Raw genomic sequence first — 23,360 nt, 5'->3', positions numbered from 1 at the left:
GGCCGGCGGCTCATGCCGCCACTGTCATGAGTTCTTGTGCTTCGGCCGAGGGGACGTCGGCGCCCGGGTACAACAGCGCATCTTCGGGCTCAAAGACCAGCCGCACACCGCCGTCGAGGTCCCCAACGGGGGAGACCACCTGGACTACATTGCTGCCCAGCTGCAGTCCGTATTCGTAACGCGAGCCCACATAGGAGCGGGTCAGCACGGTGGTTTCCAGCACGTTGGTGCCGGCGGCATCGGAGGAGGAGGTGATGCGCAGGCGTTCGGGGCGCACTGCCACCGTGACGGCGTCGCCCGGCTTCAAGGCCAGGGTGCTGGCCACTTTGACCTCCAGCCCGGTGTTGTCGAGGCGGACGGTCGCCGTGCCGCCGCTGATCGCCGTCAAGGAACCGGTGAAGAAGTTGCAGCTGCCCACAAAGGCGGCGACGGCGGCTGTGGCGGGCTTTTCATAGATTTCAGCAGGGGTGCCGATCTGCGCCATCTTGCCCTCAAACATGACGGCGATCCGGTCGCTGAGTGAGAGCGCCTCGTCCTGATCGTGCGTCACATAAACGGTGGTGATGCCCAGGTCCACCTGCAGGCGCTTGAGCCAGGCCCGGGACTGTTCGCGCAGCTTGGCATCCAGGTTGGAGAGTGGCTCATCCAGGAGCAGGACCGATGGAGAGTAGACCAGTGCGCGGGCCAGGGCCACGCGCTGCTGCTGGCCGCCGGAGAGCTGGTGCGGGAAGCGGTCCTTCAGATGTGCCAGGCCCACGGTGTCGAGGGCTTCGTGGATGCGGGAAGCCTTCTCTTCCTTGGAGACTTTGCGGATGGCCAGCGGCATCACCAGGTTTTGTTCCACCGTCATGTGCGGCCAGAGGGCGTAGGACTGGAACACCATGCCCAAGTTGCGTTCCTCGGTGGGAACATACAGTTTGTGCGCAGTGTCAACGAACGGCACGCCGCCCACGGTGATGGAGCCCGAGGTAGGGGATTCTAGTCCGGCAATGCTGTTCAGTGTGGTGGATTTCCCGCAGCCACTGGGGCCAAGGAGCGTGAAGAACTCACCTTCCTTGATGGTGAAATTGATGTCGTCCAGCACGGTAACGTCGCCAAACTTTTTGTGCAGGTCCTTTACGTGTACTTCAGGCATCGGAGTGTCCCTTCATGAACAGGTTCGCCACGGCGACGAACACTGCGGTTATGGCAATTTGGATGGTGGCCAGTGCGGCAACGGAGCCGGTGTTGCCTTGGACCCAGAGGTCGAGCATGGTGGTGCCGATGACGCCGGTGTTGGCGGAGGAGAGGAACAGCGCGGCGGAGTATTCCTTCATCATGGTCACGAAGACCAGGATGAGCGCGCCCACAAAGGCCGGCTTTAGCAACGTGCGCAGGATGCGGAAGAAGGCCCCGAACCAGTCGGCACCCGAGGTGCGGGCGGCGTCGTCGAGCTCGTGGCCAATCTGCATGATGGCCGGGGCAATGGAGCCGAACGCCGTCGGGAGTGCACGCAGTCCGAAAGCGATGATGACCGCCATCAGGGTGCCTTGCACCAGACCGCCGCCGGGCATGAGCGCGAAGACCCAGAAGAAGCCGATGCCCACGATGATGCCGGGCATGGCCTGCGGAATCAAGGCCAGGTACTCCACGCTGCGGGCAAACCTGAACGGTGAGCGGCGTGCCACGAGGACGGCCAGCAGTGCCAGTATGCTCACGAGCGTTGCGCCCACGGCGGCGATGATGACGCTGTTGGTGATGGACTGGACGTAGACCGGGAACGTGAAGACGCGCTCGTAGTTGGAGAGCGTCAGCGAGTCGAACGGGTTCGCCAGCGGGGTGAAGATCATGGTGAAGGAGCGGAACACCAGACCCAGAATGGGCAGCAAGGCGCCGAACACAATGTAAATGACGATCGCGACGGCGGCCACCCACTTGAACTTGCCCAGGTCCAGCAGCCGGGGGCGCGTTGCCTTGCCCCTGACGGAGATGAAGCGCCGGGCGTTCTTGAGCACCTTGGCCTGGATGGCGACGGTGCCGATGGTGACGGCCAGGATGATGGTGGAGGCCGCGCCGAGGATGCCGTAGTCGGGCTGGATGGACTGCAGCCCGTTGGTGTACAGGAACGTGGAGAACACCTCGATCCGCACGGGTGTGCCGTAAAGCAGCGGTACGCTGAGGGTTTCCAGTGACATGCTGAACACCAGGATGGAGCTGTAGACGATGGGCGGACGCAGCATCGGCACCACCACCTTGAACAGGATGCGCAGGGGTCCGGCGCCGCAGACGCGGGCGGCACTTTCCAATGATGCGTCGGACTGGCGCAGGGCGTTGGCGCAGAAAACATAGGCGATCGGGGCCAGGCCCACGGCCTCGGTGACCGCCATGCCGCCCAGGGAATACAGGTTCCATGGCAGGAAGCCCAGGAACTGGCGGACCTGGACGCTGATGAATCCGGCCGGGCCGTACAGGGTGATCCAGCCGAAGCCGAGGATCAGGGTGGAGATGAAGAACGGCCATTGCATGGACAGGCCCAGCAGCCGCCCGAACGGGAGCTTGGTGCGTACCACCAACACCGCCATGGGGATGGCGATCAGGAGGGTGAGCACGGTGGTGCCGACGGCGAAGATGGCCGTGTTCAAGATGACCTGGCCGAAGCCGGCGTCGGTGAACAGCCGCGTATAGTTGCTAGGCGTCAGGAGCCCGCCGGCTTCGTAGAGAGGCCGGTCGCGGAAGGACTGGTAGAGGATGGGCACAATTGGCGCAAGCACAAAAAGCGCCAAAAGGATGAATACGCCGTATTGCACGATCCGGCCCCTGTCGACGCCGAAGACCCGTGGGTATTTCGGCGCCGGCAGGGTGGAACGGCCAACCGGATGCGAGGTTGCACGTTTGGTGCGGGTGATGGTCATTGCTTGGCCTGCCTGGTCGCTGGAGAGATCTCGGAGGGTGTCAGCTGCCCAGCTGCGCGTTCCACTTGGAAACAAAGGCTGTGACTTCGGCATCCGGCACCACGGTGTAGGGGACGCGGATGATGCCGTCCTTACCGGCCAGCTTTTCCACTTCCTGGTACGTGTGGCGGCCCTCGCTGAGTTCCACGTTGTCGCGGTAGGAGCTGAGCCCTCCTTCGGCAACGGCGTTCTGGCCGGTCTCGGAAAGCACAAAGTCCAAGAACAGCTTGGCCGTGGCCGGGTGGGGGGCCTTCGGGGTGATGCCGATGCCGCGGCCCAGCACCACCGTCCCGTCGGTGGGCAGAACAAACTTGACCAGCCCGCCGCTGGCTTTTTCCGCGGGGTAACCCACGGCGGAGCTGATGAAGAACCCGGCCACGTATTCGCCGGATAGAATCTTTTCCTTCTGGGTTCCGGAGGATGATTCCGGCCGGGCGGAGGGCAGAATCTCGTCCAGACCTGTCCATGCGTCGGAGCTTCCCTTGGCGAAGGCATGCGAGACGGTGAAGCCCCATGCACCCTTCACATCGCGCGTGGTGATCTTGTTCTTGTAGCCGGCCGCATCCGCGGTGACAGTTTTGGCCAGGCCCGCAATACTGGTGGGTGCCTCCTTCATGAGCGCGGTGTTGTAAGCGATGCCCACCGGGTCCAATGACATGGCCCAAACGTTCGGCATTAGCTGTGCGTAGTCCGGAAGCTGCTTGGTTTCGGGGGAGTCGTACTCCATCAGGGTGTCCGACTTCTCTCCATAGCTGGCCCATGCCTGGACGGCGTTGGAGACCAGCATGTCCGCGGGTGCCTTGCCCGTCGCCATCTCGCTCAACTGGCGCTGGAACACCTCGTCGCTGTCCAGGTTGTCGGCGGAGACCTGCGTCCACGGGTACTTGGCCTTGAAATCCCGCAGGATGGGTGCCCAGTTTTCCTGATCGGTGTTGGAGTAGATGGTGAGCTTGCCACCTTCGGCCTTCGACGCGTCCACGATCTTCGAGTAGTCGGCGGGATAGTAGCTGGGGAAGCCTTCGGGGACGGCGTTGGCGGCCGGCTTGTCGGCGTTGGTGCTGCCGCATCCGGTTAGCGCTGCTGCGAGGGTAGCTGCGCCGAGGACGCCGAAACCCAGTGCCTGGCGGCGGCTGACGGACCCTGAATTGAGCGGTGAAGAACGGAACATGATTCACTCCCTTGTGATCTGGAACACTTTGCGGTTCTGTTTTCATGTTCCGTTCGTTCGGGCCCGCCATCAATCTTTTGGTCGTATTGGTAACCACAAGGGGACTTTTGGTCATATTGGTCCGGATTCGGCGCCCGCCCAGGATGCCCCGCCCCCCAGCTTGTCAAGAACATGAAGCTCGACGCCGGGCTGCCGCACGTGCCGGTTCCCGTTGGATGCCGGTGCGGTAGCGCTCGCAGGTAAGCGGAACCGGTCCTTGGCCGACCATCGCAAGGAATGCCGCGTTCGATTGGCGGCTCATAGAAGCCAATGGGGACTGGGCGTCTACGTGTTGTGGGTTTGAGCTTGCTATTTTCAGGTAAGGCACTCTTCATCCGCGTCTGGACCGCGGCGCGCACCAGTTCCGGATTGGCGGCTTCGATAAGTTCCACCGCGGCGTGTGTCTCGGCCTTATTCATGCCACCGAAAAGGACCCCGGGCGCGCCAGGACAACCGGCGTCGACGATCTGACCAATGTCAGTTGCTCGGGGGCGACAGAGCTTAGAGGAATGGGTGTGCATGCCGCAGCAGCAACGCTAGAAACCAGCCCAAAGGACTGAGAACCACCACGAGGTTCCAAAGTGCACGCGAAGTGGGTACGAGGGTTCCTCGAAGACACTATTGGGCGTCGATTGGGCCGGAATTGATGGTGGAACTCCGCGCCCGGCAGGCATACTGTGGCAATTAACACCTTAAGCTTGTGGGCCCTGCGGGGTTTGGCTGGGGAAACGACGCCGGGAGGCGGGCCGCCTGTGGTTTTGACAGTGTCGCTTGAGGAAAGGGACAGCTCATGAGGATTCTCGTGCTGGGAGCCGGAGTGATCGGCAGTGTATACGCGGCAAAGCTGATGGGCGCCGGACACGAGGTGGTGATGCTGGCCCGCGGCCAGAGACTGGCTCAGCTCCAAGATGCAGGGCTGGTTGTGGCTGACTCTGAGTCACGGGAGCAAATCGCATTGCCAATCAGGGCAATAGGTGCGCTTGGCGTGGAAGACAGGTACGACGTCGTAGTGGTCGCTGTCCGGGCAGGGCAGCTCACAAGCGCCTTGCCGGTGCTGGGCATCATGGACGACGGATTCGACGTGTTGTTTATGGGTAACACCGCTGGGCTCGAAGGCCAGCTTGTCCAGGCACTGGGCGGCCGTGTCTTGCTGGGCTTCCCGGCCGCTGGCGGCGTCCAAGACGGGGCAATAACCCGATATGTCCTGATCAAACAGCAAAAGACAATGCTGGCTGAGCCGGGCGGCGCTATTTCGCAGCGCACGCTGGGCCTGAAAAAAGTGATGGAAGAAGCCGGTTTTCCGGCCGCGATCGCCACCGATATGCCCGGCTGGCTTCTGGCTCACGCCGCCTTCATTGTCCCCATGGCCTACGCACTGTACAAGTTCGGCACTGATGCGCCCCGGTTGGCTGCCGACAGGGAAACTCTGCGCTTGATGGTGCATGCCACAGCTCAGGCTTTCCGGGCCCTGCAGGCTAGCGGAAACACGCAGGTCCCGGCTAATCTGCGGGCCCTCTACCTGCGTTTGCCGGCGGCGTTCGCTGTTGCCTACTGGAGGCGGGTATTGGCTAGCCCGAGGGGGGAATTGTGGTTCGCAGGCCCCACCCGGGGCTCATCGGAGGAAATGGGTGCGCTTGCTCAGTACCTGCAGACCGCCATCCACGGCAGTGGCGGTGACGCCCCTGAGCTCACTAGGTTGCTCAGTGGAACTCCCGGACCGTCGGGTCCTGCGCCGTCGCCCGGCCCCATGGCCTGAGCTTTCACTTCGGTTGGCACCCGTCAGCCACTGCCTTTTGATGTCTGCGGGGTACTGCTGGCAATGTTTGGCGTGGTGGTGGAAATGCCACGTGGTGGCTCAGGCGCGGTGGTTGCCTCCGGATCCCGGAGGTATGTGAATGTCAGAGAGCCGGGGATCGGTCCGCCAGAACCGGCGGCCGTCACCTGGACCTGGCCTGCCACGGCGGCCGGGGGAATCACCACCATCCAGTGTCCCGGCCGTGCAGGGTCTGCCTCGACCCCCACCGGCTGACCGCCAACCATCACCGTGACTACGTCCACAAAGCGCCCGGCCAGCTGGAACCGGCCGCCAGCGAGTCCACTCGAGGGCTTGCCCGTGGGTCCTTGGCCGTCGAGGGCATCCAGCCCGGCTAAGCCCAACGGGCACGCTGTGCTGGACCCATTCCATGGCGGCGGAGATTCTGTGGGGTTTTGGGCGTGCGCGGCGAGAAATGATGCCACAAGGTTGTAGGCGGTCCTGTCCAGGCACCGTTCAGGGCCAGGCTGGATCAGTGCGGACAGCCTAGTTGCAGCGTCCCTCCATCCGGAGGCGTCGCCTTGCTCGACGGCACGGCAGATTGAGCTCACGGCACTCCACAGGGCGAATCCATCAGCACTACTGGCCTTGCGTGGGCTGACGGCCATGTCCAAGCTGGCACAGTCCTTGTTCTGTAGCAACACATACCACTGAGCTTGCGGGGGATCGGCGGGGTCAACTGGTCCCGGAGGCACCCAGGCGAGTGAGCTGCCGTTGTTCGCCCCGCTGCCTCTCGCAGGCTCATCGCCGCTGGCACCGACGGTGCTCGCGGATGGCGCGGAGTTGGATGGCCCGGGGGCGGATGGCGCGGGGGCGGCAGCGGAGGTTACCGTTGCCGTGGATATCGCAACGGAAGAGGGCGACGACGGCGCGGGAGCTTGAGGGGGAGCGCTGCACGCGCTAATCAACAGCAGGGCAACGGCCACCCCACCCAATGACAACTCCCGAGTGTTCGCCCTCCACAGCATGGTGACCTTCCCACCACCGTCAGCCCCTACGCTCATTTATGTCCTCTGCCCGATCCATGGAAGCAGTGGAATAACCTCTAATCTCAATTATCCTCCGTCTTGGGACGGTGGCAAGGAACAAAATGAGCAGTTCTGCCATGCCATGATGCGGATCTGGGACGGCGGTTGTGGGAGTCCGTCGCACCGCGCCATGTTCTTAGATAATCGGGGCACGCTCATGGCTGTCCACCTAAGAAGACCCTTAGCCAGCCCTAACTTTTTCCTCCATAAAAACGGTCGCAGGCTTGGCCAGCATGGCAGAACTATTAGCTGTATCCCTGAAAAAAGCAATCATCGAGCTCCTTATTCAGTACTGTTGCGTGCAACTTTGGCTAACGGGGCCTGAAGCCCAGTACGGCATCGATTGTGTAGACATTATTGGGTAGAGCGCGTGCCTAGATGACACTTGTGTCATAAACAGCCCCTTCTGACGCGTGCTGGATGAGACTCGTCACATATAGCCCGGAATCCCGTGCTCCGTTTGTTAGGGGAATCATCATGCAAACACCCGTCCACCACCCCTTCCACCGGGCCCCGAGGCGCCGATTGCGCAGACCGGCCGTCATTTTGACGTTCGCTCTGCTGGCCGGCAGCATGGGAGCGCTGGGAGGACTGAACAATTTCTCCGGTCCCGTTGCTGCGGAGGCCGCGGTCCCCTCGAGCGCCACCGATTCGACGAAAGTGCCGCACTACTTCGGGCCCTACCCTAACTGGGCAAACAGCCCGCAAACTCTGGCAGACGCAATGGTGAGCATCGGCGTCGGAACCCCCACCCCGGTCCTGTATGGCAACCCGCTGACCGAGCGTAGTTACGCCACCGACTACGCTAAGCCAACTGGCACACTAGGCCCGGTACTGGTGGTCCTTGACCATACGAAACTGCCCGCTGGCACTCTCCACGACTTCCAGAGCTGGAACCAGGGCAATGCTGGCGGGAGTCCAACCACCTCAGCTGGCAACCTGTTCCACGCCTTGGTGCTGCGACCTACCGGCACTGCGGGAGAATACACAGTCGTATACGCCAGCGACCAGCTGCAGGTTCCGGTACCAGCCGTGACCACCGGAGAGGTCACAACCTACTCCGTGCCAGCTGTGACTGTACAGAAAAACGACGTGATCGGCTTTTACGGGCAGGGGATTCCGGTGGACACCGGAGCTCCCGCCAACGGTGACACCTTGAGCACGCCAGCAAGCGGCGATACGACGATGGCCGCCAACGTTCCCCCGGCCAAGGACTCGGCGATCAAGCTGGGAGCTACGAACTATCCGGACTTCTCCCACGACCGCACTTATTCCTTTGGTGCTGATGTCACACCGACCATCACCGACCCGGGAACGGGGGCCGAGGCAACGGCCTCGGTGGACCCGAAGACCGGAGCCATCTCAGGTGTGAGCGTAACCAGCCCAGGCGCCGGCTACGCGGTTCCGCCCGCGGTGACAATCACGACTGCCGGAGTCACCCCCACCACAATGGCTAAGGCCACCGCGAAGATCGCCACCGGCGTCATCACCGGCATAGACGTCAACGAGACGGGTTACGGCTTCACCGCACCCACAGTGACTCTGACAGGCGGCGACCCTGCTCCCGGCTCGGAGGCAACGGCGCTGGCCAGCGGTACAGTTGATGACTTGAAACTGACCGATGGAGGCAAGGGCTATGCAGCCCAGCCGTTGGTAAACATCTCCAAGCCTGACCTGGCCGACGGCGTGCAGGCAACTGCCAGCGCAACCATGGACGCCAATGGCGTAGTCACCGGCGTTGAAATAGCCGTCGCCGGCAGTGGCTACACCTCGGCTCCAACGGTAACCGTCACGGATGCCAGTAAGACCGAACCCACAACGCGGGCCACGGTTGTGGCCACCATTGGCGTCACCCGGATCGACATGACCTCCGGTGGTGCAGGCTACCTCTCAGCGCCGACCGTGACCATTGCAGACACCGTGGGCGTTGCCGACAAGGGCGCAAGCGGAACAGCCAAAGTTGCTGTCAAGGGCTCAGTCACCGAGATCGTTGTAACCACACCCGGCGCCGGGTACCTCACCCCCGGAATCAAGAAGTTCGTGGACACACTGCCAGGCCAAGGCGAGGCAAATGCCAACGACCTAGGTCAGTACATTCCGGTCGCAGTGCCCGACACCACCACCTACCCAGGCACGGACTATTACGAAATAGCAGTGGTGCAGTACCGGATGAAGTTCCACCGTGATCTGCCGGCCACCCTTCTTCGCGGTTATGTCCAGCTCTCAACCAGCGTTGTCCCGGGTAAGAACGTAACCCTCGGCAACGCCAACATTGACCCGGCTCTCCCCGACAGCCCCATCAGCTTCAACGGCGTGGACAACCCGCATTACCTCGGCCCAACCATACTCGCCACGAAGAACAAGCCCGTCCGTGTTCTGTTCCGTAATCTCCTCCCCACCGGTAAAGGCGGCGATCTGTTCCTGCCGGTCGACACCTCGGTGATGGGTGCAGGTGCGGGCCCCAAGATGATGACTCTCAACCCCGTCACCAAGGTTCCAGAAGACATGGCGGCAGACGAGCAAAGCGTTCTGGACGGTGTACGCAATCCCATGTGCGGGGAGACGCCGAAACCGGACACGTGTTTCTCTGAAAACCGTGCCACCTTGCACCTGCACGGAGGCATTACCCCGTGGATCAGCGACGGCACACCGCACCAGTGGGTCACCCCAACCGGTGAGAACACCGCGTATCCCAAGGGCGTCAGCGTCAGCAACGTCCCGGACATGCCGGACCCCGGGCCCGGTGCCGAAACGTTCTTCTACACCAATCAGCAGAGCGCCCGAATGATGTTTTACCACGACCATGCGTGGGGCATCACCCGCTTGAACGTGTACGCCGGTGAAGAAGCAGGCTACATGATCACTGACGACGCCGAGCAAAAGCTGATGGCCCCCGGAGGAGCTCTTGAAGGGCTCGGAATGGGGATCCCACTGACCATCCAGGACAAGACCTTCGTGCCCAGCGCAACAAGGATGGCCCAGCTGGACCCCACATGGGATGCGAAGAAGTGGGGCGGAGAGGGCAACCTCTGGCAGCCGCACGTCTACATGCCCGCCCAGAACCCGGGCGACGCCAGCGGCATGAGCGCATTCGGCCGCTGGTTCTACGGACCGTGGTTCTGGCCACCGGCCAAAGACGCCAAGTACCCGCCCATTGCCAACCCCTACTACGAACCTGATTGCGACACGAACGTGGCTGACTTCTGTGAGCCTGCCTTGATCCCGTCCACACCGAACAACTCTGTGGGCATGGAGGCCTTCCATGACACCCCTGTTGTGAACGGTACCGCGTATCCCACCACCACCATGGACCCCAAGTCCTACCGTTTCCGGATCCTCAATGGCTCCGACGATAGGTTCTGGAACCTTTCGTGGTACGTGGCCGATCCCGCAACCGGTACCGAGGTTGCCCTGAAGGCCAGCGAGCTCTCCCTGGCACAGACCGACCCGGTGGTCATGCCTACTCCGGACACCGCAAAGAGCCCCAAGGGCCCCGACTGGATCCAGATCGGCAACGAGGGGGGCTTCCTACCTACCCCGGCTGTGGTTCCCGCCCATGAGACAACGTTCATCATGGACGCCACCAGATTCGATGTGGGCAACGTGGACCAGCACTCGCTGCTGCTCGCCCCGGCAGAACGTGCCGACGTGATCGTTGACTTCTCGGCCTACAGAGGCAAGACGCTGATTCTGTACAACGATGCACCGGCCGCGTTCCCGGGCCGAATCCCAGGCTACGACTACTACACCGGTGCACCGGACATGTTCCCGGCTGGCGCACCCTCTACTCTGCCTGGCTACGGACCTGACACTCGCTCAGTCATGCAGGTCAAGGTCTCGAACGCGGCACCTGCACTTGCCTTCGACCGGCCGAATACCACGGCTGACCAGATGGGCAAGCTAATGGCGGCGTTCGATCACCACACCGATGCAGCGGGAAATCCCGCCGGAGTTTTTGAATCCAGTCAGAACCCCATTGTGGTTGGCCAAGCCGCCTACAACCAGGCATACGGATCGACGTTTGTTGGCAGCGGTTACTGCAACGCAGCGGTTAACCCCGCAGCGAAGTGCGACGGCTTCGCCCGCATCGCCGAACAGGGAGGCGAACAGTTCAAGTTTGATACCTTGGCTGGCCCGCAGCTCAGTGTTCCCATCCAAGGCAAGAGTGTCCACGACGAGATGAATGCGGCCAACTTTGATGAGTGGGGGCGCATGAGCGGCAACATCGGGTTGGAGGCGCCAGGGGCAACTCCGCTTCTGCAAAACATAATCCTCTACCCGTACGTCAACCCTGCCACGGAATTACTAGATGGCACCAAGGGGATCAACAGCCTCAAGGTGGCACCCATATCCACTAGCGCTGATGGCACACAGATATGGAAGATCACCCACAACGGTGTGGACACCCACCCGCTGCACTTCCACCTCAATGACGTGCAACTGCTCAACAGGGTCACGTGGGATAACATCATCCTCCCGCCTGAACCTGGCGAAATCGGCTGGAAGGATACCGTGCGTGTCAGCCCATTGGAGGACACCATCGTGGCGGTCCGCCCCATCCTGCCGAAACTCCCGTTCGCCATCCCGGACAGCAACCGGCCATTGAACCCGATGATGCCTCTAGGCGCCAAGGGCTCCATCACCGGCGTGAATGGCTACGAGGCAGGGTTCAACAACACCGACACCAACGGCAACCCGATCGACCCCATCACTAATGTCATGACCAACTTCGGCTGGGAATATGTGTGGCACTGCCACATCCTCAGTCACGAGGAAATGGACATGATGAGGCCCATCGCGGTCAGCACCCCACGCACCCTGGCTGATGCTTCTGTACTGAGCTTCACCAGAGCCGCTAATGAGGTGTTGCTGAGCTGGACTGATGGGACCCCAGTTTCGATCACGGATCCCACCTCGTGGGGCAATGCGAAGAACGAGATCGGCTACAAAATTGAGCGTGCGCCACTTACCAACGGAACGGCTGGTACGTACGCCCAGATTGCTGCCACCCTGGCGAACGTCACCACGTACACCGACAAGACCGCCGGCACCGGAGAATACGCCTACAGGGTGACAGCCTGGAACGCGGCCGGAAACACCGTGTCAGTGCCTGTGCTCACTGCCACCACCGTTGCCACAGTCCCTAAGGTGACCAGCCAGAACCCTGCAGCTGGTGCCACAAGCGTGGCGAACAACGTCAAGCCAACAGTCACCTTCAACGAGGCTGTCACGGGCGTCAGTAACTCCACGTTCCTACTGAAGCAGGGCACCACGGCCGTTGCGGCCTCGGTGAGCTACAACGCGGCAACGCGAACGGCAACCCTGACCCCAACGTCGGCCTTGGCCACTGACAAGCCCTACACCCTCTCGTTGACCACGGCCATCAAGAGCGTCTCAGGCGGTTCATTGGCACCGACAAGCTGGACCTTCATCACAGGTCCCGCCCCAACGGTGACCAGCACTAATCCTGCCGCCGGAGCCACCGGTGTCGGACTGGGAACGGCCACCAAACGGACCCCGTTGAGTGCCACCTTCAGCGAAGCGGTGACGGGCCTGCCCACCACCGCTGCCAGCACCCCCAACTTCACCCTGAAGCTGGGAACGGCAACCATCGCCTCGAAGGTCAGTTACAACGCCACCACCCGGGTTGCCACACTGACTCCTGACGCGCCACTGGTCAGCGATAGGACTTACACCTTATCTCTGAGCAACGCGGTCAAGGACGTGGCAGGCAACCCGCTCACCGCCAAGACGTGGACCTTCATCACCGGTCCCGCCCCAACGGTGACCAGCACTAATCCTGCCGCCGGAGCCACCGGTGTTGGACTGGGAACGGCCACCAAACGGACCCCGTTGAGTGCCACCTTCAGCGAAGCGGTGACGGGCATGCCCACCACCGCTGCCAGCACCCCCAACTTCACCCTGAAGCTGGGAACGGCAACCATCGCCTCGAAGGTCAGTTACAACGCCACCACCAGGGTTGCCACACTGACTCCTGACGCACCACTGGTCAGCGATAAGACTTACACCTTGTCTCTGAGCAACGCGGTCAAGGACGTGGCAGGCAACCCGCTCACCGCCAAGACGTGGACCTTCATCACCGGTCCCGCCCCAACGGTGACAAATAGAACCCCTGCGGTCAACGCCACCAGGGTCAGCCGGACAGCAAACATCACCGCAACCTTCAGCGAGGCAGTCACAGGATTGCCCGCCACGGCCGCGGCCAACGGGAATTTCACCATCAAGCGGAGCTCCAACGGCGCCGTCTTCCCGTCAGTCGTCAGCTACTCCGGAACAACCAGGGTGGCAACGCTGAACCCGACAGGCACACTGTTGGCGAACACCAAGTACACGCTCACCCTGGGCAACGGGATCAAGGATGCTGCAGGCAACCTGCTGGCACCCGTGACCTGGAGCTTCACAACTGGCAACTAGCACCACTGCAGCGTACCCCGCCGCCCAACCCGCACGTGTGGGTTGGGCGGCGGGGTACGCTGCCTGCATGGGCTCAGTCATACAGGACGAGGAGACGATCGTGCTCAGAGAACCATCCCGTCAAATGCGCTGGCAGAAAGTTAGGGCACCGAAACTAAATGCCCGCCGCTTGCTCGCGTTGCTGTTCGCCATGCTGTCGCTCGCTTTGGTGGTCCCACCCACGCCAGTCTTGGCGCACGCAGCGCTGCTGTACTCCCTGCCTGCCGATGGCGCAGCCCTCACCAGAGCTCCCGCTTCGGTGGAGTTTGTTTTCGGCGAAACCGTGGCCCCTGTCCTTGACGGTTTCCAGCTCTACGAAAGCAGTGGCGGACACCAAATCCTGCACGTAGACCAACTGGACGCCACGGTCACGGCTACCCTGCCGCCAAAACTTGCCAACGGTAGCTACAGGCTCAGCTGGCGCGTCATCTCAGATGACTCCCATCCCATTTCCGGTGTGCTCTCGTTCAGCGTCGGGAGGGCCGGCGCAGGGGTTCCGGCTGTCGTCCCGGATGCCTCCGGAGGGGTGGACCTGCTCTACGGAGTACTCAACGCCTTTGGTTATCTGGGTTTGTTCGTCCTTATAGGACTCACGGCTTTCGATCTCTTCGTTGCCCGGACCACTGTGGCGGCTCGTCCACTACCTTGGGTGGCTGGATTCCTCGCCATCAGCGCCTACACCTTGCTCGTGCCCCTCAGCGCGGTGCGGGAGAGAGGTTCGGGTCTTGGAGATCTGGCTGATCCAGCCGTCTGGGGAATCGGGTGGTCCGGGGGGCAGGGGTTAACCCTTGTCTTTGCCCTTGCCGGGGTACTGCTGATGCTGTTGGCATCCAGAATTCCGGGAGCGGGCTCTAGCTGGACGGCAACGGTGGGGGCAGGTGTGGCTCTGTTTTCTGTTCTACCCATCGGCCACACTCAGGCGTACGAACCCGGCTGGCTGGTGATGGGCTCGGACCTGGTTCACGCCGCGACGGCAGCAGTTTGGCTAGGCGGCCTCGTAGGACTGGTACTGCATCTAGCCCGTGCCCGGCGGCACAAAGGTGACCCTGCACTGGCCGCCATGGTCTTGGGCAGATTCTCCACGTTGGCTGGAGGACTGGTGGTGCTGCTGGGCATTTCGGGGACAATCATGGCCGTGGTGATGGTTGGTTCGGTGGCAACTCTTGTTGGAAGCTCCTACGGTCGGTTGTTGATGGTCAAGTTGGCAATCGTGGCTGTGATTGGAGGATTTGCGGCATGGAACCGTTTTGGACTTCTCCCACGTCTGGTAAACGAGGGAATTAAGGGAAAAGCTTGGTCCCGCTTAGCCCTTGCCGTGCGTCTTGAGGCTATTGGGATAGTAATGGTGCTTGGGCTCACCTCAGCACTGACGTTGCAGAATCCGCGGACGCTCGAGGTGCTGGACCCGTCAGGAACTGAAATACTCGTTGACCTTGGAACTGGGCATCTCACCGGCACCTTCAGCGCTGGTAAGGCGGGTACGAACGTACTGCTCTTTACCATCACTGACGTTGGTGGGGATCCTCTAAGTCCCTTCAGTCTGCCTCAAGTAAGCGTGGCGGAACCAAACCAGAGCCTTGGACCGCTGGCTGCCACAGTCAAACCAGGGGAGACGGAGGGAAGCTACCAAGCAGAAATGGACCTGCCAGTCGCTGGAATGTGGAAAATCACAGTCGCCGTCCGAATCAACGAGCTCGAGCAGCCCGCGGCCGTGATTGATGTGGTGGTGGCAAAGTGAACCGTGCCGGTGCCCAGCCGTGGGGAGGCACCAGGAGTCAGACCTGTGTACTCGTGAAGGTCCCAATCTCAGCTGAGTAAATTGACCGACTCATCAAGGGGATCAGGGTCAGCCGAGGCTGAGACGGTTTTCCCAAGCGGGGATGGCGGCACAGATAGTAGCGGTAACCGCAAGGTAAATGTGGTGCCGTGGCCAAGCGTGCTGGCCACGGAGACGGTGCCGCCACGGGCCTCCGTGACGGTCTTGACGATGGCCAGACCCAAACCGCTCCCAGCTCGCTCGCCGGCAGCGGACCCGGTCTGAAAGACCTCGAAAATGGAGCCCAGATCCGCCTCTGGGATGCCTGCTCCGGTATCGCTGACAGTCAGCACCAGCTCGCTGCCTAGGGGGTCGGCTGTTACAGCGATGGTGTCTCCTGGGCCGGTGAACCTGACCGCATTCTCGATCAGGCAGTCCATTATTGCCTCGAGTCGCTCATTGTCGCCCAGGACGGTGCCAGCTTCACTCCGGGAACTCCAATTCCTGTCGGCGGTGATAGCCCATCGGCGCAAGATCACGGCCAGCATCCTGTCGACGTCGACCGGCTCGGTGTTCGGCGGCTCCACAACCCGGACCAGGGTTAGTAAGTTGGTTGCCAACGCTGACGCCTTAATGAGCTCGGCTACCACCAGCTCGGCGTCCTCGCGCACCGTCGGCTCGGTGGACTGATCGGCGATGAGTTGCGCGTAGCCCCTAGCGATTGTCAGGCGCGTGCGTACCTCATGCGAACCGAACCGAGCGGCATTTTCCCGCTGTTGACTGCGGTGGCGGTCAGCCTGCTGCAGTGCGCGCAGTTGGGACTGAGAATTCCACTGACGGTCAACATGCCAGATCAACAGCGCCATAATACCGGCCATCAAGAAGATCTCGGTACATTCTTCCCATTCGATGTTCCCTGCAATGGCATGGCCCACCAGGGCTGCACCAGTCACTGTTGTGACAACGAAGAAGGCAATCATGGTGGCACGCCGTGGCCACGGGCAGAGTCCGTAAAGCAGCGCGAAACTAGCCCATACCAGATGAAAGGGGATGGTTTCCTTGCCAGGCAGCACAAAGGTGAGGTAACAGTTCACGCCCGCGAACACCACCCACGCGGCGGCGAGGACTGCTTTAGATCGCGATCCTATATCCAACATTACGCACCGTTTCAATTTGGTCCTGTGAGAGTTTGGATCGCAGCCGGCGCACACAGACGTCAACCACGTTTGTCCCGGTGTCGTAGCTGGTGCCCCAGACGCGCTCAAGAAGCTCGGCCCTGGTACATGTCTCGGGCGCCCGCTGAAGGAGGTGGGTTAGGAGCACGAACTCGCGTTGGGTTAGTGAGATGCGGCGCCCATCAGAGACGAGCTCGCGTTGCTGGACATCTATCTCGACGCCAGCTCTTCGAAGGTAGCGGGGGACTGCTAAGGGCGGGGCGGCCGTTCGAATGCGGGCGTGAACCCGGGCCAACAGTTCGGCGTTGGCAAACGGTTTGGCCAAGAAATCCACCGCACCGCCCTCCAAAACACCCACCCGGGTAGCCACCTGTGTCATGGATGAGAGCACCAAAACCTGACTCGCAGGACGGGATTGCATTAGTTCGGCCAGAACATCCTCGCCGCGGCCATCTGGCAACACCAGATCCAAAATGATCAAGTGCGGGTCAACAGTCCTGATGGTTTTGAGGGCATCAGCTACAGTGCCAGCCACCGTGACCGTGTGGCCGGCTCCGCTGAGGATTCGGCCTAGGAGCCGGGCGAGGATGGGCTCATCCTCGACAACGACGATGCGACTCACGCCGGTGTCCAGTCTATGGCAATGGTTTTCGAACGGTGCGAGACAGAACGTACAGCTGAGGCCACGGATGACGATCCGCTAAAGGGTTGGGACGTCCGGGAACCTCGCCCGCAGTCATCAAGCGCCCACGCTTCAGGGAGACTAATCCCGAACGAAGCAATGCGATTTTTCATGCGAGGTTCCCCAATTCACTGTGGCATATAATCCACAACAATATGGCTGGACCGTTCACGGTAGTGGCCGGATGCGCTCAGCGTAAGCTATGTCACCAGAGCTGTCAATCAGTTAACGCGGCAGCGCCAATGTCGATCACCCCGGGAAACTATCTTGGCTCATGGGTGGCAACCGCCCCATGGGGCAACGTTTTGTTGCGCATCATGCTGAATCTCTTCCCGCTGGCCGTGGTCTTGCCATCTCCCGGGGGAGAAACCGGAAATGAACACCGCGCTTCCGTCTTCAGGCCAAGGACGTGCTTAGCGCCGTCGGATTTCCTCGCCACAGCCAACTGCACTAACGCTCTCACTGTTGCCGACCTTGGTTCAGCCATCGCATGTCCGTTGCTAAGAAGCTACGCCGGCGCTCATCCTCTCGGCCCTGAGTGATCCTGCAGACTGTGTTGGAGGGCTGAACAGCGGTGCGGAGGACTATTTGGCTAAACCTTTTGACATTGATGAACTGTTGGCACCCTGATGGTGACCTTCCACGGCGTGGGAACGGGTGTGCGGGCCGAACGGTAAAGCGAATTTTTGGAACATCTCGCGCGTCATTCACCAGCATGCCGGCAGGGGAGCCTGCCTGAGGCAAACCAGGAGGACAACATGAACGAAATGCTCCACATCGACTGGACCAGGTGCGACGGGCGGGGGCTGTGCACCGAACTATTGCCCACCGTTTTGGTCCGCGATGACTGGGGCTATCCCTTGGCCCTGCATTCCACCAACGGTGGCCGCAGCAATCCGGCCACCAGTTCCGGGAATAGAAGAGCCAGACGGATACGTCTAGGCAACATCTGGACAGTCTTGGGGGGGGTGTTTAGATGATTCCGCTTGCGCCGAGGGCGGTGCCGATTCCGTAGGTCGCCGCTAGTGCCAGGGCGCCGCCAACTACTAGGCGCAGTGCAGAGGTGGTTTTGGAGCTGCCTCCGATGGAAGCACTCACCGTTCCCGTCAGGGCGAGGGCGAACAGTACCGCCAAGAACGTTACGGGGATCCGCCATTCCGCTGGCGGTAGCAAGATGGCTATCAGGGGCAGGATTGCGCCAACAGTAAATGCGGCTGCCGAGGCATAAGCTGCCTGCCATGGATTGACTTCTTCATGCTCGCTGATGTTCAGTTCAGCGGCCAGATGTGCTGATAAAGCATCGTGGGCGGTGAGCTCAAGGGCCACCTGTGTTGCAGTGGCTTCGCTGAGGCCTTGGGTGCGGTAGATCTCGGTGAGTTCCGCCAATTCAGCTTCAGGATCTTCAGCCAGTTCGCGGCGTTCCTTCTCGATAAGGGCCCGTTGGCTGTCCCGCTGGCTACTCACGGACACGTATTCACCTAATGCCATGGAAACAGCGCCGCCAACCAGTGCGGCGATTCCAGCGACAAGAATGGGGGTGGGTGAGTTGGTCACGCCGGCGACTCCCACGACGGTGGCGGCGACGGATACTATGCCGTCGTTGGCGCCGAGAACACCGGCCCGCAACCAGTTCAGGCGCCCGGCGATATTAGGTGTGTGCGGTTCATTGTCATGGAAGCCCACTAGTTCGCTCATGCGCTCAAAATAGCAGATGAAGTGGACCAGAAATACTTAGTACAGGTTCATAGCCTTCACTCGTGTGCTCGCAAAGCTGGCTGGCTGAGCACCATTATCGGAGCAAATTGTGCAGCCAAGGTTTCAACAGCAGCAGTTTGAGTCACAAGCGGAGACTCTTTGGTACTAATCTGTTTCCCAGCGCGCACTTACCGGTGCATCCTTGAGCTGTCCCGACTCCGAGGCTTGGGTCTTATTGTTTGCGGCACAGCTCAGTTTTGTGGTTCCCACTTCTTCGAATTTCCAATGCCGGTTCAACAAAGTTGTGCCTGGTTACCGCTTGATCCTGCCAGAAGTCCTGTTTCAACCAGCCTGCGGGTACGCCCCACACACAGTGGTCGGTATTGTGGGATTCATGATGGTTGGATGTTAGCTGAGGTAGGAGAAAACACCCATCATTCCACGTTCGGCGTGGTAAGCGTTGTGGCAGTGGAAGAGCCACTGGCCGGGATTGTCGGCATCGAACTGGACGGTCACAGTCTGCTTGGGCCGGACGATGACAGTGTCCTTCCGCGACCCGTCAGTCCCGATTTGGAACGTGTGACCGTGGATGTGCATGGGGTGCCACATCATGGTTTCGTTGATGAACTTCACTTCCACCCGTTCTCCAGCTTTGAGGTCGAAAGCGTTCTCAAACTGTTTGGTCATGTCGAATCGGTGGCCGTTGATGCCCCAGTCGTACTTCATCATTCCGCCCGTCAGGCGCAGTTCGTAAGTCCGGTCGGGTTTCTTGGCGGGCAGTGTCACGGAGGGGTCTGCGGTGAGTTGGCCGCCGTCGACCACGGTGCCGCTCAGGGTGCCAGGCAGGGACTCCCAGGTAGGCGTGGTTCCAGTACCGGTGGAGATGAGCCCGTAGCTCATTTGTCCTTTCCCCTCTGCCAGAGCGAGAAGGGCAGTAAAGCCTTCCTTGACGGTGATGAGGGCATCGATGCGTTCACCCATACCGAGGACGACGGCGTCCACCTCGGTGTGCTTGATGCGGAACCCGTCGGTGTGGGTTAGGGTCAGCTGCTGACCTGGGATCCCCACACGGTAGGCGGTATCCCCGGCGGCGTTGATGATGCGCAGACGGACTTTTTCGCCCGATTTGGCCACGAATGTTTCCGGGTGTTCCGGGGCCTTGCCGTTGAAAAGATGGAAGGGGTAGGCAACGTCGCCCGCGTCTCCGCCCAAGAATTCGCTGGAGGTCCCCATGAGCATGTGCCTCATGGGCATGCCGCCCCCTCCCATACCTGTGCTCACGCCTTGGGAAAGTTCCTTCAGAACACCATCGGGAGTGCCGGTAACGCCGTCGAGCCAGTCGTCTAGGACGATTACCCATTCTTTGTCATAGACAAGTGTCTCGTTGGGATCGTCGATGATGAGCGCCCCGTAGAGGGCTTGTTCGCGCTGCATTTCCACATGCGAGTGATACCAGTAGGTGCCAGGGTGGGGCAGTTTGAAGTCGTAGCTGTTCTGGGAACCGGGGGCGAAGGCGTCTTGGGTCAGGCCGGGAACGCCGTCGTCATTGTTACGCAGGGCTAAGCCGTGCCAGTGCACACTGGTGCCGTTACTGAGTTTGTTTGCAATGGTGACGTTGAGTTGGTCGCCCACCGAGCCGCGCAGGGTGGGCGCCACGAGGGCGCCGTTATACCCGGCGGTGGAGATGGTTTTACTAGCCAGCGTGGTGGTCAGTGGTGCCGGTGCTAGCGTTGCGCTGATGGTCCTCCCGGAAGTGACCCGGGCGGCTTCGAAGTCTGCGATCAACGGATCCGTGGGCAGGATCCGGTTCGCTCCGGATGCCGCCGGTGGGGGAGTGCAGGCGCTGAGTGCGGCTATGGCTGTAGCGGCTACGGACAGTCTTAGGAAGGAGCGCCGGGTGGGGGTGGTGTTCATAATGAAATCCTTTAATTGGTTTCCGGTTAGACGGGGGTGATGAAGGTGCCGGCGAGGTTTTGTAATTGATAGATACACTTCATCCATAGGCCGGTGCGCATCGTCAGGCCCCAGGCGATGAGAATGGCTGCCCCGTTGATGTTGACCACGCGAATGTGCGGGCGCACTAGTCTGAGGTCGATAGTGGGGCAGGTCGCTAGTGGGTCAGGTCGCCAGTGGCTCAGCCTCTGCACAGGGCAAGGACGGCGGTGAGTCTGGGGCCAATCCAAGGTCTCCAGCCCAAGCCAAACACGGATGCCGCGTGCTGCTCCAGCGCCGAGCCCACGACGAGAAAGCGGGCCCCGGTCAGCAAACGGCGAAGATTTCCCGGCTCCTTGGGATTGGACAGGCCGGATGCCTATTTCAGCTTTCAGGGCATCGTCAGGGGTGTTGGTGGCAAAGAACTCCCCCATGCTCACGACCTTAGGGAGTGGTTGGGGCGAAGGTGGCTCCGCCGTCGGACGAGCGTTGCATACCATCAGCTGCAGTTACCCAGATACTTGGTGTGCCGGCTGTACCGGCCACTGCGGTGACCGCTTGGACCTGCCCAGCAACCTTCCCTGTGGAAGTCCATGTCAGCCCGGCATCGTTGGAGATCTGGACATTACCGCCCGGAGTGATACCAACCACCTGTGTTGGAGCCGAGCCTGTTGTAGCTGTTCCGATGGCGAAGGATACGAACTGCATCAGTGGGGCGCCCGGGACTGCGCTCCAGGTTCTTCCGCTGTCGGTGGAGCGTTTCAAGCCTTCTTGGGTGGTGGCCAACACTATTGGGGTGGCCGGGTTTCCTGCCAAGACTGCCGGGGCAAAGCTCGCCGTTGATGTGGTCCATGTGAGGCCGTCTGCGCTGGTCCACAATTTTCCGTCAAAGGCGACGAGCCCGTGCTCAGTGCTGCTGAGAGCGTGGAAGTCTGACTGGCCACCGCGCGAGAGAGGTTCCCACGTTTTGCCGGCATCGACGGAACGGATCAGTCCCACGGGGTCAGGCAGTGTTGAGCCGGGTCCGGGATGCCCGGAGGCATAGAAAACCAGCGGATCGGCGGTTGTGGTGAACCCCATCAAGTCAACGGTCTGGGTGCCAATCTTGGTCATGGTGGGTCCGGTGGCGTCGTAGAGACCGTCATGGGTGGCGAGCAGGATCTGCGTGGATACAGGATCCACAAAGATCCCATGCACGTGTCCGGTAGAAGCTGGTGCAGGGTCAGGAGAAACTGCAGTGGTGGCCGTTGTTGTGCAACCGGTCAGAGCAAATGGCACGAGCAGGGCCGCGCTGATCAGCGGGAGGTGTGTGTGCGAAAAGAGCGCTTTGGGGGTCATCAGAAATCTCCAGAAGGAAGTGGGAAAGCTGTGGCCGGTGGCGGTCGAAAGCTGATTCTGACCGCCACCGACAGTTGCCCGGGTGACATTTTAGAGGGCTGCTAGTAGCTCTTTCATGTCATTAATTTCGGCCTCTTGGCTGGAAACAATCGACTTGGCCAAGGTGACGGCGTCGGCGTTCTTGCCGTCGGCGACTTCGGTCTTGGCCATTTCTAAGGCCCCTTCATGATGGGCGGTCATCTGGGTCAGGAACATTCTTGCGGCTTCGTTGCCTTGAGCTGCCTTGAGTTTGTCCAGGTCGGCGCTGGTCATCATACCCGCCATGGAGTGATCGCCGGTCATGGTGGTCGGCTCACCCCAAATGCTCAGGAAACTGGTCATAGTGGCGATTTCAGGGGCTTGGGCAGTCTTGATATCCTTGGCCAAAGCGATGACTTTTGCGTCCAGGCTGGGCTTTGCCAACATGATCTCACTCATCTCCACTGCTTGGGAGTGGTGAGGCAGCATCATTTGCGCGAACATTGCATCCGCCGCGTTGTGTTCGGCGCCTATGGCAGGGGAATGTGCGGTGGACATGGCCGAGCTGCCATGGTCCATGCCTTCCATAGAGCCTGCATCGGGGCTGGTGGAACAACCGGACAGAGCAATAACGGCGGCTAGTGCGGCGGCGGAAACGGTTAGAATTTTTTTCACAGTAAACAGTCCTCAACTCAAAAATTTCACTACAAATGGACGTCACCCCTCGGCGGGGTGCGCTAACGAGGACCTGTCACTCGGTGACAGGTCAGAATCGAGCGGTTTACGTCCGGCTGATGGAGAGTTGAGTCAAGGACGGCGGGTCCAGAACGCGCCCTGCGCATTTGTATCCCTCATGGCCCGATACGGTGGGCCCGGCGGCAGGGTCGGGCACGAGGCCCGGTTGCGGGGCCGCTGGCGTAGCCGCCCCGGCGAAGGGGATGCAATCTCCGTGGCTGGCCATGGGCATCTCACATCCCAAGGGTGAACACCCACACACATTCATGTTTCCGTGGAGGGAGGCCACTGCCGCAACCTCGGCATGGTCGGCGACTGACATGGTTAGTGATGCTGCGGGGTGTGCACGAGCAGGAGCCCCAGCCACGTCGGCAGCAGCTGAAGCGGCAGCGGTGCTGATGTGCACGGACGCCATCGGTGCAGCCTGTGCGCTGCCGATGACGTGCATACCCAGAAGGCCGCCCACAATAGCGGCCGCCAGCGTGATTAGGCCCACCCAACGCAGCAAGAATACCGGCAGTCGCAGCGTGCTTGACGCGTTCATGGCGGGATCCTCTCTGGTGGTTTGGCAGTCTCA

16 protein-coding genes are annotated in these 23,360 nt (G+C 61.1%); 4 read left to right on the top strand and 12 right to left on the bottom strand.

Annotated elements, in window-relative coordinates:
- Positions 1-10: 10 nt before the first annotated feature.
- From ABIB48_RS02960 to ABIB48_RS02950, 3 genes are read right to left on the bottom strand one after another with little or no spacing between them, the layout of a single operon-like run.
- Positions 11-1,135 (bottom strand): ABC transporter ATP-binding protein, encoded by a 1,125-nt coding sequence (locus ABIB48_RS02960; protein ID WP_354211887.1) that lies wholly within the window; start codon positions 1,133-1,135, stop codon positions 11-13.
- Positions 1,128-2,891 (bottom strand): ABC transporter permease, encoded by a 1,764-nt coding sequence (locus ABIB48_RS02955; protein WP_315913732.1) that lies wholly within the window; start codon positions 2,889-2,891, stop codon positions 1,128-1,130. Before ABIB48_RS02955 ends, ABIB48_RS02960 begins: the two co-directional genes overlap by 8 nt.
- Before the next feature lie 40 nt (positions 2,892-2,931).
- Complete coding sequence (locus ABIB48_RS02950; RefSeq protein ID WP_315913733.1) at positions 2,932-4,098, bottom strand: ABC transporter substrate-binding protein; 1,167 nt, start codon at positions 4,096-4,098, stop codon at positions 2,932-2,934.
- 829 nt (positions 4,099-4,927) lie between these two features.
- Between ABIB48_RS02950 and ABIB48_RS02945 the strand changes: the two genes are divergently transcribed.
- Positions 4,928-5,893: a ketopantoate reductase family protein gene (locus tag ABIB48_RS02945; protein WP_354211884.1), complete on the top strand. Its 966-nt coding sequence runs from the start codon at positions 4,928-4,930 to the stop codon at positions 5,891-5,893.
- Between the two features lie 23 nt (positions 5,894-5,916).
- On the opposite strand, the gene ABIB48_RS02940 is transcribed toward ABIB48_RS02945, so the two are convergent.
- A complete protein-coding gene (locus tag ABIB48_RS02940; protein ID WP_354211882.1) occupies positions 5,917-6,954 on the bottom strand; it encodes a hypothetical protein in 1,038 nt (345 codons plus the stop codon).
- 501 nt (positions 6,955-7,455) lie between these two features.
- Between ABIB48_RS02940 and ABIB48_RS02935 the strand changes: the two genes are divergently transcribed.
- Both ABIB48_RS02935 and ABIB48_RS02930 read left to right on the top strand, forming a co-directional pair.
- The gene (locus ABIB48_RS02935; RefSeq protein ID WP_354211880.1) at positions 7,456-13,413 is read left to right on the top strand and encodes an Ig-like domain-containing protein; all 5,958 of its coding nucleotides are present in this window, start codon (positions 7,456-7,458) and stop codon (positions 13,411-13,413) included.
- A gap of 67 nt (positions 13,414-13,480) precedes the next feature.
- Positions 13,481-15,190, top strand: coding sequence for a copper resistance CopC/CopD family protein (locus ABIB48_RS02930; protein WP_354211878.1), 1,710 nt, complete (start codon positions 13,481-13,483; stop codon positions 15,188-15,190).
- A gap of 68 nt (positions 15,191-15,258) precedes the next feature.
- On the opposite strand, the gene ABIB48_RS02925 is transcribed toward ABIB48_RS02930, so the two are convergent.
- Both ABIB48_RS02925 and ABIB48_RS02920 read right to left on the bottom strand, forming a co-directional pair.
- Entirely contained in the window at positions 15,259-16,365 is a 1,107-nt protein-coding gene (locus ABIB48_RS02925) for a sensor histidine kinase (protein ID WP_354211876.1), read from the bottom strand.
- Complete coding sequence (locus ABIB48_RS02920) at positions 16,340-17,005, bottom strand: response regulator transcription factor (RefSeq protein WP_110106973.1); 666 nt, start codon at positions 17,003-17,005, stop codon at positions 16,340-16,342. Before ABIB48_RS02920 ends, ABIB48_RS02925 begins: the two co-directional genes overlap by 26 nt.
- Before the next feature lie 818 nt (positions 17,006-17,823).
- On the opposite strand from ABIB48_RS02920, the gene ABIB48_RS02915 reads away from it, so the two are divergent.
- Positions 17,824-18,045, top strand: a complete 222-nt coding sequence (locus tag ABIB48_RS02915; RefSeq protein ID WP_354211874.1) for a ferredoxin — start codon at positions 17,824-17,826, stop codon at positions 18,043-18,045.
- Here ABIB48_RS02915 and ABIB48_RS02910 read toward each other — a convergent pair.
- The 6 genes from ABIB48_RS02910 to ABIB48_RS02885 form a co-directional block, all read right to left on the bottom strand.
- A complete protein-coding gene (locus ABIB48_RS02910) occupies positions 18,038-18,760 on the bottom strand; it encodes a VIT1/CCC1 transporter family protein (protein ID WP_354211872.1) in 723 nt (240 codons plus the stop codon). The two genes, ABIB48_RS02915 and ABIB48_RS02910, sit on opposite strands and share 8 nt — an antisense overlap.
- Before the next feature lie 408 nt (positions 18,761-19,168).
- The gene (locus tag ABIB48_RS02905) at positions 19,169-20,674 is read right to left on the bottom strand and encodes a multicopper oxidase family protein (protein ID WP_354211870.1); all 1,506 of its coding nucleotides are present in this window, start codon (positions 20,672-20,674) and stop codon (positions 19,169-19,171) included.
- Positions 20,675-20,700: 26 nt separating this feature from the next.
- A complete protein-coding gene (locus ABIB48_RS02900; protein ID WP_354211868.1) occupies positions 20,701-21,126 on the bottom strand; it encodes a hypothetical protein in 426 nt (141 codons plus the stop codon).
- Positions 21,127-21,136: 10 nt separating this feature from the next.
- Positions 21,137-22,030, bottom strand: coding sequence for a F510_1955 family glycosylhydrolase (locus tag ABIB48_RS02895; protein ID WP_110106970.1), 894 nt, complete (start codon positions 22,028-22,030; stop codon positions 21,137-21,139).
- Between the two features lie 90 nt (positions 22,031-22,120).
- Positions 22,121-22,723: a DUF305 domain-containing protein gene (locus tag ABIB48_RS02890; protein ID WP_354211866.1), complete on the bottom strand. Its 603-nt coding sequence runs from the start codon at positions 22,721-22,723 to the stop codon at positions 22,121-22,123.
- 106 nt (positions 22,724-22,829) lie between these two features.
- The gene (locus tag ABIB48_RS02885; RefSeq protein ID WP_354211864.1) at positions 22,830-23,327 is read right to left on the bottom strand and encodes a hypothetical protein; all 498 of its coding nucleotides are present in this window, start codon (positions 23,325-23,327) and stop codon (positions 22,830-22,832) included.
- Between the last annotated feature and the right edge of the window lie 33 nt (positions 23,328-23,360).

It is taken from the genome of Arthrobacter sp. UYCu511 (assembly GCF_040547105.1).
Classification (GTDB): Bacteria; Actinomycetota; Actinomycetes; order Actinomycetales; family Micrococcaceae; genus Specibacter; species Specibacter psychrochitiniphilus.
The sequence above is the reverse complement of the archived record's forward strand: the minus strand, read 5'-3'. Positions and strand labels throughout refer to the sequence as shown.